Genomic DNA, 17501 nt, shown 5'->3' with positions numbered 1-17501 from the left:
ACCGCACGTCACACACTCTCCGGACGGTCGGACCGTCAGGTGGCGTTCAAGTTCCGCCTGGGCTCTTTCGACCTCTTCGAGTGCCACGTTGGCCAGATAGGTCGTGCTCACCACGGCCTCGACGATGGCGTGACGCGCAAGGCGCGTATCCGAACGAGTGCCGGTCGCGGGCTTTGGCCGAGCGGCGTGCCGTCTACCCGTAGCGCCAGACCTTTCTCGTTCGACGAGCCGTGGCCGTGCCACCGAATCTGGTCACCGACGCGGGTGACTCGTGGAGTCAGATCACTGCGTCCGTGCATGTAGTCCTGCTCCCCGATCTCGATCACGTCGCCTAGCTATTACGGTTCCGGCCAGGTCGAGCGCTACGGAAAGTGGATCAATCGCCGAAGCTGGCAGATAGCCCTGGTCTAACCCGCTCGCCTTCATCAACGGGCGGAGCGTCCCTTGGTGTTCGGCCGCGACAGCGGAGTGATTGATGAGGTCGCGCGCCGCGTTCGCGTCCTCGTCATGAACAACATCTGCCACCAGCTGTTTGATCAGGCCATCTACGACATCGGTTGGCAAGCCCACCGAGAGGTCCAGGGCTGCCAGCCCGAGGCGAACGCGGAACACTGCGAGCCCGGGAGCTCGCGGTACGGCTGACACTCGATCGATGAGGTCAGCGTGGTCGACGGCGACCGCCCCCACGGCCAACTCCCGCCAGGTCTTGAGGAGCCCATGCACCGCTTGCTCCCACGGCGCCTCGATCTCGGTGGCCGCGAGGAGAGCCGCTGCTGACGGCCCTTCGTCTTGCAGGAGATGGGCGACGACCGCGACCTGTCGCCCATCAACGAGTGTCGGTCCGATCCCGTCGTATTGGCGTACATGGGTCACAGCGTCGTCCCACCGTCCCGCAAGGGTGAGGGCGCGGGTTCCGTCGGAGAGCAGGGTGCCGCGCAGCCAACTGATGATCTGGTTGAGCTCTTCGGGATCGGCGGGAAGCTGTCGAGGATGTATCTCCAGGCCGTCCAGAAAAGCGAGAGTGCCGCCGACGATGGCCGAGTACAGGTGGGTGAGTAGGCGGTACGCGCCGTCGCCGTCGCCGTCCCGAATGCGCAGGCGAGCGAGGTTGACGACTGGTTCGAGAGCGAAGCGGGCCGCGTAGCCGTTCAGCGGGGCCTGGTTGAAGTAGAGGCTCGCGTGGCGGCGGCACCAGGCGCGGGCAAGATTGGCGTCTCCGCAGTCGGAGGCGACGAGGGCCGCCCCGTTGAACACCATGGACGCCTTGTCCGGATCGCTCTCGCAGTGTGCGGTCTCGGCGAGCCTGACAAGCCGGTCGACCCGAGCGTCCAGTGGTTTGGCGGGCGGTCGTTTGCGGGCGACGAGAGGGAAGCGGGCCGCGATGGTGGCGGCAAGAGACGGAGTCATGGTGTCCTCATCTGCTGCGGAAGGGCCCGCATGTGGGCAACGAGGTGCGTTCAGGTCGTACGTGACGGCTCAGACTCAGCCGCGCTCGTCCCTGGGCGGGACAGGACACCGCCCCGGCCTGGATGCGGTCAGAAGGAGATCCTGAGGGTGGTGTCGGATCGGCTGATGTCGCCGTGGTCGGCGGGCCGGGTTCCTGCGCGGTGGGCGGTGACGGTGGGCTGGTTTGGGCGGCCTGCGGCGTCCCATTGGTCGAGCAGGTTGGTCAGGTCGGTGGCGAGCGCGTTGGCCTTCGGTCCGTGGGCGATCGCGCCGAGTTCGTGGTGGCCGTCGCCGGTGTCTTGGAAGGCGAGGTAGGCGATGGTGCCGCCGTGGTAGATGGCGGCGCCGGCCCATCGGTAGGCGGGGGTGACCAGTCCGTTGGTGCGGGTGGTGTCACCGACGCCGAGGCGGCCGAATGGCTTGTTGGCGTGCACGAGAAGCCATAGGTCGAGGTGGCCGATGGGGTCGGTGTCGTTGACCTGGATGCCGGTCCAGCGTTCGAGCCGGGGGTGGCTCAGGGCGTTGGTGAGGGCGGTGCGGTCGGGTTGGTCGGTGGCGTCGAGTTTGAGGACGACGTCGGTGTCGAGGCGTACGTGGTGGTCGGTGTGTTCGGTGCTGCCGCGCATGGGGACGAATCCGCAGACCAGTGGCGTCGTGGTGCTGACGAGCTGGTGGGGGCTGGTGCGGTCGAAGGCGAAGCATCGGGTCAGGCCGCTCTCGTGCACGCGCAGGGGGACGACGATGCGGCCGTGGTCGGCGAGTTGGTCCCACCAGGCGGCGGCAATGTCCCAGGCGCCGGCGGTGACGATGATCCGGTCGTAGGGCGCGTGGTCGGGGTCGCCGAGGGCTCCGTCGCCGCAGATCACCTCGACGGTGTCGTAGCCGGTGCGGTCGAGGCCGGCTCGGGCGCCGTCGGCGAGGTCCTGGTCGAGTTCGATGGTGACGATCTTGCCGCCGGGGCTGGTCAGCTCGGCGAGCAGGGCGGCGTTGATGCCGGTGGCCGCGCCGATCTCCAGGACGCGGTGGCCGGGTTGTGGGGCGAGTTGTTCGAGCATGTCAGCGACGAGGCTGGGGCTCGACGCTGACGACAACGCCGCACCGCTGGGGTCTCGTTTCGTGACGATCTGGCGGCGCGTATAGACAGTCTCCAGGTCGATACCAGGGAGGAACTGCTCGCGGGGGACCGTACGGAATGCGTGCGCCACGGCGGCGGAGCGGATGTGGCCGCGCTGTTCGAGCGTGCTGACGAGCTGTTCGCGCAGCGTTGCGGCGCTCGACGTTCCCGGTGCGGTGAAGGAAGTGTTCACTGCGTTGACCCTACTGTCGATCTTGGCGGCGGGTTGATAGCCGGATGGGGTGTCGAACGGGTGGTGGAAGGTGACGGTCACGGCCGCCGTCGCGAGTAGCCAGGTGTCAGCGGCGGAGATGCCGAGCCGGTTGAACAGGAACAGGAGGTGGTGGGTCAGCACCTCGCGTAGGTCGCGGGTTAGCGCGCCGTGCCGGTCGAGGAAGCTGAGGTCCGCGCCTGCCTGCTCGTGGGCTTTCGGCCATTGCGGGGTGACGGCCAGTGGGCTTGCGGCCGTGTCGTCGGCTGCGGTGATCAGGCGCTGCACCGCCGCGATGAGCCGTGGGCTCGGTGTGGGGGCGTTCGGCTGGTGCCGGCGGGAGGCGAGGAGCCGCCAGACGTCGCCCTGCTCCGAAAACTCCAGTCCGGCGGCGCGCATGAGCCGGGTGGCGAGTAGGACGCCGAGTTCACGCCGATGGGTGCCGCCAGCGGTGGCGAGATGGCCGAGGATGTGGCGACTGTCCGTGTGGAAGAGGGTGTGGGCGATCGTCATTGCCTGGTCCCCGCCGAAGGCGTACGCCTCGGGCCGGTAGACGGGCTCGGTGGCACCGCGGATGCGGTCGTCGTCAGTGATGGCGGCGAGGAGGGCATAGACCTGGGCGAGCCGGTCGCCGGGCAGGAGCCGCAGCCGCCACGTCTCGCCCTTACGAATGAACCAGAAGGCGGTGATCGCCCGGTGGTCTTCCGCAGCGGCGAGCTCAGGGGCGAGCCGTGTAGCGGCGAAATCCTCAGCGGTCTGCCAGTCCGAGAAGGTCAGGTTGGTCTGCCGCCAGCGGCTTACCGGTGCCACGGCGGGTGGCTCGGTGTCGGGTTCGGAATCGAGATCCACGACGCTCCTCGTCTAGTTGATCAGTAGGCTGGTGGCCCAGCGGACGTCGCTGCCGGTCGCGACGGTATGCAGGGTGAGGGCGATTCCGGCGGGGCCGGTGATCAAGCCGGATCGTGCCGGGGTGGTGTCCGTGGCGTGCTGGATCAGCAGGCGCACTATCTGAGGCAGCTGTTTCTGCAGACTGGTGGTGCGGGCGTCGGCGGCGGCGTACCAAGCCGTAGCGGCAAGCCCTGCCCAGCCGTGACACAGCGACGGATCGATGATCCGGCCGAGTTGGAGGGGGTCGGCCAGGCAACGGATCAGGGCCTCTTCTGCCGCCTCTTGCCGGGCGGCGTCGTCGAGAGCGATCCCGGCCAACTGCTGGGCGCGGGCGAGTCCGGGGGTGCCGTAGCACCAGGACGGCCGCGCCGGTCCGCTCATGGAGGGCTTCCCGGCGTGCAACTCCGCGACGGTGATCTTCTCCGGCCACCACGGTCCCGCAGGGCTCGTCTGCTGCCAACAGTCGAGCCACGTGCAGATCCGGCGGATCGCCTCCGCGTGCCCCGGCACCCAGATGTCCTGCCGCAGCGCCAGAGCCAGGAGAGCCAATGGACCGGCGATACCGTGCGCCATGCCGACGTTGGCATGTCCGCCCGGCTCCAGACCTTCGCGGTCTGCGGGGTCTGCGCTCCACCACCCCGGCGCGAGTCGACCTGCGGCGTCGTCGGTGTGCACCGGCTCGGTGAGTTGGACCAGGTACGCCAGCACCCGCCGGAGCAGAGGTCCGTGCGGGGCTCGGCGTAGCAGGTGGGCTCCCAGGCCGGTCAGCCCACGTACGAGGTCGAACTCCGACAGCGAGGGCCGGGCACGCGCCGCGAGGCGGGCCGTGGCAGCGGCCAGGCGGCGTTCCACCAGGTCATCGAGGGCATGATCAAGCGCGTCCAGGGCTGCCGGGCGGGAGTGCGGCATGGCCATGGTCAGCGCGTGGGTGACAGCGGGTGCGCCGAACCAGAGTCCGGCTCCGCTGCCGCTGTTCAGCGTGTCAGCGGTCGCGCGTCGCAGCCAGGCATGGACAGGTTCCCACCCGCCGTGTCCTGTCTGCGCTCGCACCCCGTGCAGGATTGCCACCCCGGCGGCACCCCGGGACAGCGACTGGGCGTACCAGCGGGTACTGCGTGGCCCGTAGTCGTCCGCCGCGAAGTCCGGGGGCGGCGGCTCGGTCAGGGTGTCGGTGATACACGCAGCCATCGCCTCGGCCGCCCGCAGCAACGGTGTCCTCAGCGGTGCTCTGGTCATCGGGATGCTCCTACGGCGCGAGTCCGGCGACGCACCGCCGCCAGCGCGACATGGCGTGCCAACCGATACGTGAGCTGCTCGGCGTCTTCGTCGGGACCGAGAGCGCGAACGACGTGCAGGTGTATCAGCGACGCGAGCACCGAGGCGGGGGTGAGCGGGCCGACGACGGCGGACAGTTCGGCGGCGTACCGCGTCGCGGGCCTGGAGCGTTCCTGCCATGCATGCTGGATGGTCTCGGGAAGTTCGCCCGGGTCGAGGGTGACCGCTTGGCGCAGCACGTCCCGGTTGACCGGTGCCTGCCCGGTCTGCTCGGGGCGCGCCACCAGCCACTCGCATGCGTCGGTGCGGCTGCCGAGCATCGAGGCGGCCAGGTCGACCATGCTCAGGGCGGTCAGTGCCTGCCGATCGATTCCAGACGCGCGCTGCGCTACCAGCTGTGCCAGGGCTGCGGTGGAGTCGGCGGCAAACAACTTCTCGGCTGCTGCCAGCGCGGTGCCGCAGCCGTAGCGACCGGACTCGGGATGGTAGGTGTCCAGGCTCCAGTCGCCGGCAAGGCGCTGCTGTCGGAGCCCGGCGACCCACCGCCCGACCCGTACCGCCGCGTCGCCGTAGTCATCGGTGTGCAGTCGTAGTCGAAGCTGCGGGGTGGGGTGTCGCATGCGGACGAACCACCACAGCGGCGGCTCGGGCCAGTCGGCGAACAGCGCTGGCAGCCCTCGCATCACAACCAGCTCCATTGTCGAAGGCTCGACGACCACCGAAGCGGACAGCAGGCCACTGGCACCCGGTATGACCGGCTCGGGGGGAGCGGGTGGCGGCCATGCGCCTCGCGCGGTAATCGCAGCCGGCGCGGCAGCGGGCGCAGCCGTCGAGGCGACGGGCACGACGATCTCGTGGGCGCGGCCGGAGAGCCAACCGAAGTCCTCCGGGCTCGCCGCGTCCACCACGGTTACCGGTCCGGCGCTGGCGTCCAGGTGGGCGCGGAGCAGGGCACGGTCCATGGCCTGATCGAGGTGGAGCCGAAGCCTCTGGTCACCGTTGCCGACCTGGACCCATGCCGGCAGCCGCAGCCTCTTCCGCAGCGCCTCCCAAGCCGTCAACCATTCGTCATCGCTTGCGTCCGCACCGGGCAGGGCCGTCGGATCGACGCGCCACCTGGCCGCCGTCAGGAGGACGCGGCCGTGTCTCAGCGCGGGTCGGAACGGCAAGCAGGAGGCCGCACCCCAGTCGAAGGGTTTCAGCCGGGCGTCCGTGGCTCGCGGCAGCTCCAGGAGAAACCGGCCGAGCAGCGGCATCGTGTGTACGGCGGCGGCATGCGCCACTGTCGGCTCCACCACCCGCCGCAGGGACATCGACACCAGCACCAGCCGATCGCGGCCGGCGGTCACACCGAGGTCGTCAAGGCTAATTACGTTCTCGGCCATGGGCCGGTGCTCGGCGAGGCTGATCAGCCACGGGAGTACCTGCCGGGAGTTGAGCACGTTCTGGGTGTGTAGCTTGCGCGGCGGGAAGCTCAGCTGCGCCGGAATGGCCCCGTCCACCGCGACAGGAAGATGTGCGAACTCCCGGCACATCAACTCCCGGTCGGCGTAGGGCAGCCCGTCGAGGAAACGCCCGCTCGTCGCCATCGCCGAGCGGCCCATGCCGGTCAGCGCGACAGTGAACCGTCCCTGTGTCAGCGCCTCCAGCGAAACCGCGCGGACCTCTGCCGAAACGTCGACGTGAGGGCTGACAGGCCCGGTGACCCGGTCAGTGCCGGCAAGCCATTCGACGGCCGCGTCATCGAGAACCACCTCACCAACACCGTCGATCAACGCCTGCTGAGCCATCGCGAGCAGACGCTCGTCACGACCGGACAGCAGAGCCGCAGGCGCGTCGGCCACAGCGCCGAAGTGCTCGGGGAAGCCCAACCCGACGAGCGGATCTACCAGCCGAGCGAGCGGCACCACCGCCGTCATCCCATAGCGGTCGACGAACCGGGCCCGGTACGCACGCCACTCCGGCCGCCCCGCCGGATCTGGCGTCAGCCGCCGTAACACCTCCACCGATGCGGCGATCTCGACGGCGACCTGCTCCGGCAGGCCGACCTGATCCGCGAGCTGAAGATCCACCGCGAGCGGCTGGGTAGCTGGTGCCCTGCTGCGCATGTGGTCGGCGAGCCCACGAAGGTACGTCGCGCTCCCTGCGCTGGTACCACCGAGACGACCATGCAGCGAGCGCAGTTCGGCCCGAAGGGCTCGCTGTCCCTCAGGATCACCGTCGAACATCGCATCGAGGGTGTCCAGGACATACCTGATCGAGTCTGTGCACGTCGATGGTGGCCGGAGAGCGGAGATCAACATGCCATGGTCCACGAGGCCGGAAATCATCGTGTCAGCGGACGCGCGTGGGAAGCCTGGAAACGCAGCAGCGACCGTGTCGACCAGCTCAGCCCACGGCACTGGGGTACGGGCGAGTGACACCGCCAGCCGTACCGCTGCGGTGTTCCTCACCGAGGTCGACTCCGCACTTGCAGAAGCGTGCGGCCGGCGCGCCACGACTATCCGAGGCCCGTTCACCAGCGCCAGGTTGTTCGCCTGCACGGGCAGACGGCGGCGCACGTCGGGCTCAGCTTCAAGGTGCGCAATCAGGGACGCGAGCCAACTTGCGTCCGGTCGTACCCGGATCGCCGGCCGCCCTGCCGGCACCACCGCAGCCACCGTGTCGAACCGCAGGGCCGCCACGCCCGAGAACAACCCGAAGGGCGTCGCACGCCGCTGCGCACGGACCAAGTACCGCGCCAACGCCAGCGCGATCCGCCACCCTCGGTCCGGAGTAGCGCCTCCTGTGGCGAGGACCGCTTCCACGCGAGCAGCGAACTCAGGGCTGGCGGCCCAGACAGCCTCGGCCAGGCCGACCTTCTGCCACGTTGCTTGCAACCAGTCCCCGATACCGGAGGCATCACTCCGGTCCGGCCAAGGCGCCGGGCCGCCGGGCCATGAGTGAGCGGCAATGCGGATCGTCGCGGCATCGACCGACCGAAACATGAGTCGCTCTCCTTCCGTCGCGAGGCGTGCCTGCAGGACATGGCTGGATAGGGGGTGCTGGTTCCGGCAGGGACCGGGGGATCGCCTGCCGGAACCAGCGGGGATGTTCGGTCAGCAGTCGCTGCCCCTCACGGTGTCGCAGCCGTCGTCCGTGTCGCCCAGCAGAGCGGCGGCGACCGGACCCTCCGTGACGATCTGTACGTCGAGTTCGAACGGGTCGTCGCTGACGGCGAGCAGGCTGTTCATGGCAACCTCCAATGGGACTGGGATGATGGGTGGGCAGGTAGCCCCCGCAGCTACCGGCACGTTGGCTGGCGGATCGATCCGCCTTCCTTGAACGGCGTCCCAAGAGAATTCGCGACGTTCGGCCTGCCCGCCGCCACGCTCTCCCCGGCAGTAACAGCGGGCAGGAGCCTCAGGTCCGCCGGACGAGCACCAGATCTTCCGGCGTAGCGCCGACACGGACCCCGGTAGCGTTGATGGCGATCAGCCTTGCGCTCGTGACGTGCATGCCGCTCCTCCCGCACCTCGGACGTGAGAGTCCGCCGCGAACCTGTCGCCGCATGACCCCACTTAAGCCGTAGACACATCGCTTGTGGTGCTTCCACGATCGCGGTTCTTGCGTAGCCCCGGGAACACCGGCCAATGGGGAAAGTTAGGGGGAGACTTACCGGTCGCCGCGCGCTTGACCAGGGGCTTCTATGCGGAAAGCGTGATCGGCGCTGGCGGTGATCGGCAAAACAGGCGTTACGCTCTCGTCGCCGAGGTCCAGTCAGAATGGATCGCCGGGGCGATTCGCGTCTCTCGTCGGGGGTTTCGTTGATCAGTCCATATGTGCGGCGTCGCCGGCTCGCTACCGAACTCGTGCGGCTACGGGAGGAACACGGCTACTCCGCTGAGCGGCTTTGCAAAGAGACAAAGATTGCCAAGCAGAAGCTGAGCCGTTTGGAGAACGCGAGAGTCCGACCAGATCAAGACGAGATCATGCGAATTCTCGACCACTTTCGGGTTGACGAGCAGCGGTGGGAAGAGATCATGGCCATCGCGCGCGAGTCCCAGGAGAACGGCTGGTGGGAGAAGTTCCGCGTCGAGATGGGACCACGCCAGGCCCTCTACGCGGACCTGGAAGCCGGTGCGGAGCACATCGCCGAGTACCACATCACCCTGCTGCCGGGCTTGTTGCAGATTCCGGCGTACACCGAGGTCCGCGCGGTGGCAGATCGTGCTGCCTACCCCCGAAGGTTCACGGTAGAGCGAGCACTGGAAGCCCGAGCTGCCCGGCAACGGGTCCTTGACAGACCCGGCGGACCCACCTACGAAGTGATCATCGATGAGCTCGCGATCCGTCGGCAGGCCGCACCGCCGGAGGTCGTTCGCGCGCAGCTCGACCACTTGATCAACGTCGGTCACGAGAAGCAGAAGACCACGATCCGGGTACTGCGGTTGACCGCACGAATCGCTGGCAACGCGGTACCCCGTTCGTCGTACTTCAGCTACCGATACCCCGACCCGAGCGATCCGGTGGTCGTCGCGGTCGACACCGTCACCAGCGACCTCGTCCTCACCGACCCGGACGAGGTTGCCAACTACGCCTCCCTGTACGAGCGCCTGCGTTCCGCGGCCCTCAGCCCTGCTGACAGCCTCGACTTCCTCGCCAGCGTGGCGGAGGAACTGCCCGACTACACCAGGAGATGACCATGCACCCCGAGAAGTTCACCAACTGGCGGAAGTCCAGCCGCTCCGGCGGTGGCGACAACTGCATCGAGGTCGCCGTCGCGATCGACGGCACCGTGGGCATGCGGGACTCGAAGGACCGGACGGGACCAGTGCTGGGGTTCACCCGAGGTGAGTGGACGGCGTTCACTGACGCCATCCGCGACGGTGAGTTTGACGCCTACTGAGCTGCTGCCTCGTCGGCGCGCCCGGGAAGCCGGGCGCGCCGTGCTGACCTCGGCCGACGTGCGCTTCACCGCATGCAGGCGTAGTTCATGCTGAACGTCGTACCGTGCCCGCCAATCTCGCGCCAGCTCACAAGGAGCCGGACGGCGATGCGGGCATGAAGCGGGAGTTGCGCTCTACTGTCGACCTGTCGTCCGCTCAGCGCGTCGAGACGAGCGCCTGCTCAATGTGTTCGAAGATGTCCGAGTCGGTCTCTTGGTGCCACTCCGGCATGTCTGACCAGTCGGCTACGTAGGAAGCCTTCGGGCTGGGGAAGTGTTTGAATATCTGCGCAATCCAGCACAGGGCGACGAAGCGTCCTTTCTGTTCACGGGTCAGCTTCGCGGTTGCACCGTCGGCTACCTCGATGAACTGGCGGACCTGCTCATACACAGCAGCGGCACTCTCCCGTTCCCATTCGGGAGTATCCTCCCAGGGCGTGACGTAGCCCGGTTTCGGTTCGCCGGGGTAGTGCTTACGGACTCCCGCGATCCATGCCTCCCGGAACACACGCCCCGGTTCTTCGACCTGCACGCTGGTCCCCCCTCTGGTCGTGTCAGTTCCCTGCCGTTGTCAAGGCGCTGATCTGGCGGTTGAGATGCCGCACGTGAGTGTCGGCAAGGAACGGCCGCAAGTGATGGTGTAGTTGGTTAAGTTTGGAGCCGACCACGCCCGAGCCACTTTGGCGGGCAGTGTCGAGGGCGGCGCTGCCGTAGAGCACGATCTGGTGTACGTCGCTACGTTGGACTCCGACCAAGGCGAGGTCCGTCAGAACGGTTCCGCGTCGTCGCGTGGAGAGGGTCTGAGACAGAGCGCCGGACAGCACCGGCTCGGCCAGGTCTGGGCGCCTCAACTCGGCGTAGCAGGCTCCGCGTTCCTCGGCGAGCCGGGAGCCGTCGAAGCGCAGCCAACCGCCGTTGTGCACTCGGCCGGGCAGGTGATTGACCTCCTCAGCTTGGTCGAGCGCCCGCCGGCATCCGCCCAGGTCGCCGAGGCCTGCGAAAGCCTGCGCCTGCACAGTTCGTGCCCAGTGCCGGGTCGACAGCGCGCTGTCTCCGTTCTGGGCCAGATCGGCGGCAACGGCCAGCATCGGTGCTGCGTGCCGGAAGTTGCGCTCGTAGACGCTGATGAAGGCGTGCCGGATCATCGCGCACGCCCAGAGGTCGTACGCAGCGGCTTCTCGGGCGGCGGTCGCTGCCAGCGTGTAGCAGTGCGCGGCCTCGCTGTACGCGTTCGCGTCGAAAGCGACCTCGCCGGCGAGCTGAAGCAGGTCAGCGGTGACCCCGCAGAGCCGACGGTGCACGGGTGTCGTGTGGGAGCGACGTAGTTTGGCGGTGAGCATCGTCAGCTGACGGTTGACCAGCGGTGATACTGCCGCCTTGGACTCGGCCGCGCCGAAGGCCGCCCACAGCTGGGCGTTCAGCCCCTCGTACTCGTCGAGGGTCGCTGGGTCTAGGCGCCTGTTCCCCTCACCGGAGGACTCGATGCGCGCCCAGTCGAGCTGGCTGCCCGGGACGGGCACGGCCAACAGCGCACCTGTCAGGCTCAGCACGCGTAGCAACTCGCGGCGGTTCATATCGCCAGTGTCCGTGATCTCCCCGCCGATCAGCGACTCGCCAGCGTGATCATCACCAGGGGTGGGCATCCTGCCAGGGGACATCTGGTGCGCAACGGGATCAGAATGGCGTTGGCCACGGGTGATGTAGAAGCCCAGGTCGGCGTCCCGCGATGCCTTCAGCACCGCCCGGAATGCCTCCCGGGTCGTGGGCTTGGGCCAGCGGTGTTCTCCTCGCTCAAGCTTCCCGACGTGGTTAGCGTCCATGCTGGTTTTCGTGCCGTAGGTGTCCCACAGGTAGTTGTTGACCGCCTCGGCGACCTCCTGCCGGGACATCCGTCGGCCTGAACCGCTCGGGGACAGAAGTCGACGGCGGGCGTCGCTGAGTAGGGTGTTGGGGCCATCTGACGCACCCGACTTCGGTGCCAACCCATCACCGCCCGTCGAAACTCGCTGGTAGTCCTATCGGGCGGCCCTGCAAGATCGCTGCCACCCTCATCCCTGGTCTGCTGGACCTCGGCCCCCCTTCTGCCGAACGAGGCGGCCAGACGGTCCGGTTTGCCGGAATGCCACGTCAGCATGCCAGCGCAACTACCTGATCACAAGGCGGACTACCAACGGAACGTCAGGCTGGTTTCGAACGGTGACTGGTGGGGGTCGAAATCGTGTTCCACAAGACCTGTGTAAGCGGGTCTTTCGAAGTGCCTGCGGGCTGAGCCGGAGGGAGTTGACGAGCTGCTGGACGACGAGCGGTTCTTGACCGGCTACTTCTGGCAGTGGTGTTCCGGCAGCTACCAGGACCACCTGTCGGCGTACAGGTCCGACTACAGAGTCAGGTACAGCTGCCAGTGCATACGCGCTGATCCCGACCTACGCACGACGACTGCCCCTTGACTTCGCGGCGATCCAGATCGGTGACGTTGCGTGACGGGCGCGCTGAGCTATCTGGAACTGGACGTACAGATAGCCGAGTACAGTGCGCCCGATCTTACGGCCAGCAGATGTGCGGATCGACTAGACGTGGGCCGCACTGGATCCAATCAGTGACCGCCGAGCAACCACCTTCTGACATTTACCACGATGCGTCCCACGGCGCTGATCTCTGCTCTGACCAGTGGCAGGAGCATGCGAGGGCTACGGGCACCAAGGCGCATGGCTCGGGCGAGGGCATCTGTGACTGTCCAGGTCGGCCCCGGCAGCGGACGGGTGGCCGGGGTATTGAGTCTTGGTGGCTGGCGTGAGAGGCAAACGAACAAGGCGAAGGCACGGAGGCTTAGCGCGGCGGTCGCAGCGGAGGGTGGATTGAGAAACAGGCCATGGGCGACGGCGTGACGCAGATTCTGCCCGGTCGGGCCGAGGAGTAGGGTTCGTAAGTAGCGGTCCCAATCCTCGTCAAAGTCATGGCGGAGAAGAATGTCCAGGAGTTGATCCAGCCCGACGAATCGGCCTTGGGTATCGTTGTTGGCCACGGTGAAGGCGGGCTCATCGAGTAGGAGAACAACGTTACGGGCGGCGGCTTCAACCCGGACGGCCGAGGTGTGCAGTGCGCCCTCTAGGTCGCCTGCCCAATATCGGCGAAGTGCACGGGCCAGGGCCGCAGCCAGGTCGGCATCAGCGCCATCCTTGGAGAGGAACAGCGTGAGCTCCCGTTCCTCTGGAGCACCATGGCGTCGGACGATGCGGTCGAGGGCCTCAGCGAGGATCTCGCCGTTGACTGCGCAATGCAGGCTCTCAAACCAGGCGAGGTCGGCCGCATCCTTGTCTGCCTCAGTAATGGCATGCCATCGCGGGAGCTGTCCAGTGCCGAAGTGGTGGGATCTTAATGTCCTTACGAAGCTGTGGTGGGTGATTTCCCGGACGTATTGTTCGTTAGCGGAGCGGCTTCCCGACGGCGATGGGGTGTTCAACCAATTGGCGAGTGCCTCCCGCCAGTTGGCGCCGTCACTGGCCATTCGTACTTGGCGGTCGCGGATTTCTCCGGGGACAGTAGCCTCGGATGTGACGGCTTCGAAGCCGAAGTCGGCGTTGGAGAGCTGCTGCATGCGCCGTACCGCTTCGGCCCGCAGATCGACCAGGTGGTGATCCCGGGCGAGGCCGGCAGCTTCCTCAAAGCGCAGCATTTGGACCATCGGTGCCAGTGCTGCGGCGGCGTTTAGCCGGACTTGGACCTGCATTCGGCGGGCGGCCTCCCGGCGGCCGGGGTCGAGTTGAATCTGCAGCTCTGCCAGTTCATCGATGACATGGTCAAGGTCCGAATACCTGGCGGCTGCTTCGTCGGTCATGGCCAACAGTTCGTCGCGATCGGCGAGGGCGAGGTGATTTCGGTTGCCGGTCAGCAGGCGCAGCATGCTCATCGCCGTACCTACCTGAGAGTGCGGCGAGCGAATGGCGGCTGCCGCAGTATCCAGGCCGGTCCGCAGAGCCTGGTCGGCCGCCGGTCGTCCGGCAGGGGTTGCCTTGGCAATCGGAAGAAGTGTCAGAGCCCGCCCCAGCGACAAGTCCACGGCATGTTGCGACCAGCGGCGGGTAACCTCGGCACCACTTGCCAGGGAGATCGTTGCCTGCGGCTGGTGAACATGCTGGAGGTAATGACTGATTGCGGACGCCGATTGGTGCGGAGTGCCGCGGCGGCCCTGTGCCAACAGATCACGTAGTCGGGCGGCGGCGGCCGGGTGTGTGACGAGTGCGGCTAGCCGCTCCCACTGGTCGAGCACCTTCTCCCCGGAAGGGCTGCGGTGTGGAGGTGCAGCGGCCGTGTCGGATCCGGTCTTCCAGGACAACTGCACCTCTGCCCGGCCCTGCCGTGTTGTCTCGTCGAGGAAGTAGCCGAGGGCCCACCGCAGACTCGCCCCAGGCATTTCGTCGAGGTCAACGCCGCTCCCCTCGACAAGCTGGTGCAGGCGCTCTGGCAGGTCGTGCCACTCCTCTGCGACAGAGAAGATGCCGTCGAACAGGTGAGCGAGCCGCTCGTCAGTGCTGGCATCTGCGGCGGTCATGATTGTGTCGCTGCTGTCGGAGTGAGTGGTCAGCGCCATCTGCGGGCTCCTACGGTGGCCTTCAGCGGAGTTCACCTCACCATGGTGCGGGGTTCGAGCAGCCACGGCGAACCTGTTTCAGACTGCCTCGGCTGCATGGCACCCGGGCAGGACGTCGCCGCTCCGTCATGGCTGCACCTTCTGACAATCACGGCATCTACGACGAGAACCGAGGGCCACACCACGTGTTCTCGTCAGCTAGTCAGGGAGTGCACATGTAAAGCACCCTTGTATCGGCGGTGTCCCGGGCGTCCATCGAGTTTGCCCGGTGAAGCCGAGGTCGAATGGACCGGTCCACCCTCTGCGGGCTTGCAGTCCGATCGTTAGGGTCTCTGCGGGTAAGCGGTGTTCAAAGTGGCCGGCTGCCTCCAGCGCTGTCGCAACGGTGATCTTGGCTGCTAGATCGCCGATAAGAGTCAGGTCGGAGCCGACCGCAGTCATCGGGCGGTGCAGTGTGCCGGTGCCATAGGTGGCCTCGAGTTCGGGTTCCGGGTCGAGAGCGGCTGCGTCGATGAGGGCTTGTCTTCGGCACATTAGGCAGCCGTGATCGGGCCAGGGGCGGAGCCGGATGATCTCGCCGATGCCGCCGTCGGCTAGGACGCAGGCGAGGACTGCGGGGCGGTGGGCTCGGCGTGCGAGGTGGCTGACGGTTCGTCGGGCTGTGACCCCGTCTGCGCAGCACAGCACGATGTCGGTGTCGGTGAGGAGTCCGCGTACCTGGTCGGCGTGCTCGACAACGTCGAGGCGGTAGGCCTCCACAGCAGTGTCTGGGTAGCGTTCGGTGAGGAGAGCGTGCATTCCGTCGACCTTGTACTGTCCGACGTATTGTTCGGGCAGCACGTGGCGGACGATGTTGTGCCACATCAGCCGGTCAGGATCTAGGAGCTGCAACCGACCGATGCCGTACCCGGCGAGGGCTCGGGTGGCAGCGCCGCCGATGCTGCCGACCCCGATGACCAGTGCTGTGACCTTTGCCAGGTCGTCCACTGGCCAGTAGCGGCGGATTTGGTCGAGGCCGGTCGCCTCGGGTTCGGTTTCTACTCGAACTGGTTCGGCACCCTGCCGGGTGACAAACCAGCCGGCGAACAACGGGATCGGTACCTCGGTGTACGGCTCAGCGGCAACGTCCGGCGCATAGGTGAGGACGACGTAGCCTGTGTTTCCGGGGTCCTTCAAGGCGACGGGGACCATGTCGTTGAAGGCGTCGAACGTGGTCATCGCCGCCCGGCGTCTAGCGATCTCGTACCAGGCGAGGTGAAGGTCGGCCGGTACCTTGCACCAGAGCCCGTCGCCGCCGGGGTCGGCGTTGTTTAGCGGGTGCAGCCTGGGGCGCAGCTTGATCTGGTACCCAGCTGTGCCGTTATGCACGAAGCTGATGAGGGTGAGGTGGTCTAGAGGCGCACGACTGAAACGTATCGCGCCGTGAGCGCCGGAGGCCGCGAAGAGATGGCGGGCACCGTCACGCGGCAGCAGGATGAGCGGCCCGATCATGGTGCCCCCACCACCGAATTCGTTGGTGAACCGCTGCTGACCGGTACTGCGGTGCGGGTGATGACGGCGTCGTGGCTGCTGTCACTGACGATCCCGTTGAGCGTCATCCCGTCGATGGCGCCTGCCTTGACGAGGGCGTATTCGACGCGCCAGGCTGCGGCCTTGACGATCAGATCGCCGATCGAGTCGTTCGGTGTCCAGGCCGTCTCGGTCTGGAAGAGACATAGGCTGCCGTCGCCCAGCACATGCCAGCGGTGTTGCGTGCATTCGAGGGGCTCCGGGCGTGGATCGACCGGGTAGATCCGAGGGGCCACCATGGGGTACGCCTGGCGATACACGATAACGACCGTCATCCCCCGGCCCCCGAGCAGTTCGGTCAGGCCAGGTGGCTGAGGGCGGTCGACGGGCCACATCGGCAGGCGGCCCTCCCACCGGCCAGAGTCCTCGGCGACCCAGCGCAGATCCGGGAACCGAGCGGTCACCTCGGCCTGGTCCCGGGCGAAGCGGTGCGGCTCGGCCTCCCACCAGTTGACCGACACGACGCTATGACGGTCCGACACGGTCACCCCTGAGGAGCGTCCTGGATGGGCCGCGGGGCCACTGCCGGGACGATGAGCGCCGGCCCGGAGTTGGGCTTGCCCTTCGGTGCCGGGAAGTCGTTGCCGAACACATCACGCCACAGGCGCTTGGCGTCGCCCGTGTACCCCTGCTCGGCCGCCTCGCAAGCCTGATCGGCCAGGTCAGCGGCGTCGGCCAACGACTTACGCAGGCCGACATAGTCAAGATCCCGCTGGATCTCACCGCAGAGCCCAGCCGGGTCCTTGACGGGGCCGTTGCCGACGGCGATCGCGGCGGCGGTGAAGAATCTCTTCAAGGCTTCCGGCCGTGAGTAGCCGGTCGGCAGGTGGTGGAGGCCGAGCACCTCCACCACCAGCTTCTTGACCTTGCCGTCGACCTTGGCCCGCCGCGTCCACCACCGCAGCACCCGGATCATGCGCAGGTAGAAGTCCCACTTCGCGCTCTGCTTGGCGATCTCCTGCACCAGGTACATCGGATCGGCCGGAACCCACAGGCTTGAGCTCTTCTCGGGAATCAGCAACGCCCCGTTATGCCGGAGCGCGGGCATCGAGTCGACCGTAAAGCCGTCCTTGTCACCTGGCAGGTCGATGAAGCACTTCACCGCATGATCGCGCGGGCTGGCGAGGCGGACCAGCTTCTCCACGGTGCCGTTCGTCACGCCGAGCAGCTTGTTGACCTTCCCGCTCAGCACGTCCAACGCCTCGCCGGCCGAGTCACCGGCCTGCCCCCACTCAGGGTGCTCGTCCGAGTCGAAGATCACCACGAGGTCCAGATCGTGGATCTTCGGCCCGATATGCGTGCTGCGCCGCAGCGACCCGGACCCCCAGACATCGACGACGTCCGTCTCGCTGCCCAGGGCCGTCTTGAACGTGTCGCGGCGGGCGCGGGCCTCCTTGACCTGCTCCGGGTCCGCGTCAACCTTCTGCTGGAAGGCGTCGAACGCCTCGTTCAACGTCACCAAATCCCCCCTCATGGAAATCCA

General features: G+C 67.1%; 13 protein-coding genes. 2 read left to right on the top strand and 11 right to left on the bottom strand.

Translation table 11 applies throughout. The annotated features are described in order from the left end of the window. Positions 1–282 precede the first annotated feature (282 nt). The 5 genes from O7612_RS24815 to O7612_RS24795 all read right to left on the bottom strand — a co-directional run bounded on the left by O7612_RS24815 (position 283) and on the right by O7612_RS24795 (position 8167). A complete protein-coding gene (locus O7612_RS24815) occupies positions 283–1407 on the bottom strand; it encodes a hypothetical protein (RefSeq protein ID WP_282267785.1) in 1125 nt (374 codons plus the stop codon). Positions 1408–1535: 128 nt separating this feature from the next. Then, positions 1536–3620, bottom strand: coding sequence for a methyltransferase, FxLD system (gene fxlM / locus O7612_RS24810; protein WP_282267784.1), 2085 nt, complete (start codon positions 3618–3620; stop codon positions 1536–1538). 12 nt (positions 3621–3632) lie between these two features. Further along, the gene (locus tag O7612_RS24805; RefSeq protein ID WP_282267783.1) at positions 3633–4895 is read right to left on the bottom strand and encodes a lanthionine synthetase C family protein; all 1263 of its coding nucleotides are present in this window, start codon (positions 4893–4895) and stop codon (positions 3633–3635) included. Then, complete coding sequence (locus O7612_RS24800) at positions 4892–7921, bottom strand: lantibiotic dehydratase (RefSeq protein WP_282267782.1); 3030 nt, start codon at positions 7919–7921, stop codon at positions 4892–4894. The genes O7612_RS24805 and O7612_RS24800 overlap by 4 nt, the downstream gene beginning before the upstream one ends. 111 nt (positions 7922–8032) lie before the next feature. Continuing rightward, a complete protein-coding gene (locus O7612_RS24795) occupies positions 8033–8167 on the bottom strand; it encodes an FxLD family lanthipeptide (RefSeq protein ID WP_282267781.1) in 135 nt (44 codons plus the stop codon). A gap of 573 nt (positions 8168–8740) precedes the next feature. Between O7612_RS24795 and O7612_RS24790 the strand changes: the two genes are divergently transcribed. Continuing rightward, the gene (locus tag O7612_RS24790; protein WP_282274043.1) at positions 8741–9616 is read left to right on the top strand and encodes a helix-turn-helix transcriptional regulator; all 876 of its coding nucleotides are present in this window, start codon (positions 8741–8743) and stop codon (positions 9614–9616) included. After that, complete coding sequence (locus tag O7612_RS24785; protein ID WP_282267779.1) at positions 9613–9822, top strand: DUF397 domain-containing protein; 210 nt, start codon at positions 9613–9615, stop codon at positions 9820–9822. The genes O7612_RS24790 and O7612_RS24785 overlap by 4 nt, the downstream gene beginning before the upstream one ends. Before the next feature lie 196 nt (positions 9823–10018). On the opposite strand, the gene O7612_RS24780 is transcribed toward O7612_RS24785, so the two are convergent. The 6 genes from O7612_RS24780 to O7612_RS24755 form a co-directional block, all read right to left on the bottom strand. Continuing rightward, on the bottom strand, positions 10019–10393 hold the full coding sequence (locus O7612_RS24780) for a hypothetical protein (RefSeq protein WP_282267777.1): 375 nt from the start codon (positions 10391–10393) through the stop codon (positions 10019–10021). A 22-nt stretch (positions 10394–10415) separates the two neighbouring features. Beyond that, positions 10416–11750: a transcriptional regulator gene (locus O7612_RS24775; RefSeq protein ID WP_282267775.1), complete on the bottom strand. Its 1335-nt coding sequence runs from the start codon at positions 11748–11750 to the stop codon at positions 10416–10418. A gap of 704 nt (positions 11751–12454) precedes the next feature. Then, positions 12455–14449, bottom strand: a complete 1995-nt coding sequence (locus O7612_RS24770) for a hypothetical protein (RefSeq protein WP_282267773.1) — start codon at positions 14447–14449, stop codon at positions 12455–12457. 198 nt (positions 14450–14647) lie between these two features. Then, a complete protein-coding gene (locus O7612_RS24765) occupies positions 14648–15940 on the bottom strand; it encodes a ThiF family adenylyltransferase (RefSeq protein WP_282267771.1) in 1293 nt (430 codons plus the stop codon). After that, the gene (locus tag O7612_RS24760) at positions 15937–16506 is read right to left on the bottom strand and encodes a hypothetical protein (protein WP_282267767.1); all 570 of its coding nucleotides are present in this window, start codon (positions 16504–16506) and stop codon (positions 15937–15939) included. Before O7612_RS24760 ends, O7612_RS24765 begins: the two co-directional genes overlap by 4 nt. After that, complete coding sequence (locus O7612_RS24755; protein WP_282267765.1) at positions 16503–17477, bottom strand: hypothetical protein; 975 nt, start codon at positions 17475–17477, stop codon at positions 16503–16505. The genes O7612_RS24760 and O7612_RS24755 overlap by 4 nt, the downstream gene beginning before the upstream one ends. Between the last annotated feature and the right edge of the window lie 24 nt (positions 17478–17501).

The sequence above is a fragment of the Micromonospora sp. WMMD987 genome, assembly GCF_029581435.1.
Classification (GTDB): domain Bacteria; phylum Actinomycetota; class Actinomycetes; order Mycobacteriales; family Micromonosporaceae; genus Micromonospora; species Micromonospora rifamycinica.
Note: the sequence above shows the minus strand (reverse complement) of the source record. Positions and strands in the feature narration are given on the sequence as shown.

Bases quoted from the DNA above. Each gene is read 5' to 3' on its own strand.
- O7612_RS24805 (WP_282267783.1), bottom strand. From the start codon at position 4,895: ATGACCAGAGCACCGCTGAGGACACCGTTGCTGCGGGCGGCCGAGGCG.
- O7612_RS24765 (WP_282267771.1), bottom strand. From the start codon at position 15,940: ATGATCGGGCCGCTCATCCTGCTGCCGCGTGACGGTGCCCGCCATCTC.
- O7612_RS24770 (WP_282267773.1), bottom strand. From the start codon at position 14,449: ATGGCGCTGACCACTCACTCCGACAGCAGCGACACAATCATGACCGCC.
- O7612_RS24795 (WP_282267781.1), bottom strand. From the start codon at position 8,167: ATGAACAGCCTGCTCGCCGTCAGCGACGACCCGTTCGAACTCGACGTA.
- O7612_RS24775 (WP_282267775.1), bottom strand. From the start codon at position 11,750: ATGTCCCGGCAGGAGGTCGCCGAGGCGGTCAACAACTACCTGTGGGAC.
- O7612_RS24800 (WP_282267782.1), bottom strand. From the start codon at position 7,921: ATGTTTCGGTCGGTCGATGCCGCGACGATCCGCATTGCCGCTCACTCA.
- O7612_RS24815 (WP_282267785.1), bottom strand. From the start codon at position 1,407: ATGACTCCGTCTCTTGCCGCCACCATCGCGGCCCGCTTCCCTCTCGTC.
- O7612_RS24785 (WP_282267779.1), top strand. From the start codon at position 9,613: ATGACCATGCACCCCGAGAAGTTCACCAACTGGCGGAAGTCCAGCCGC.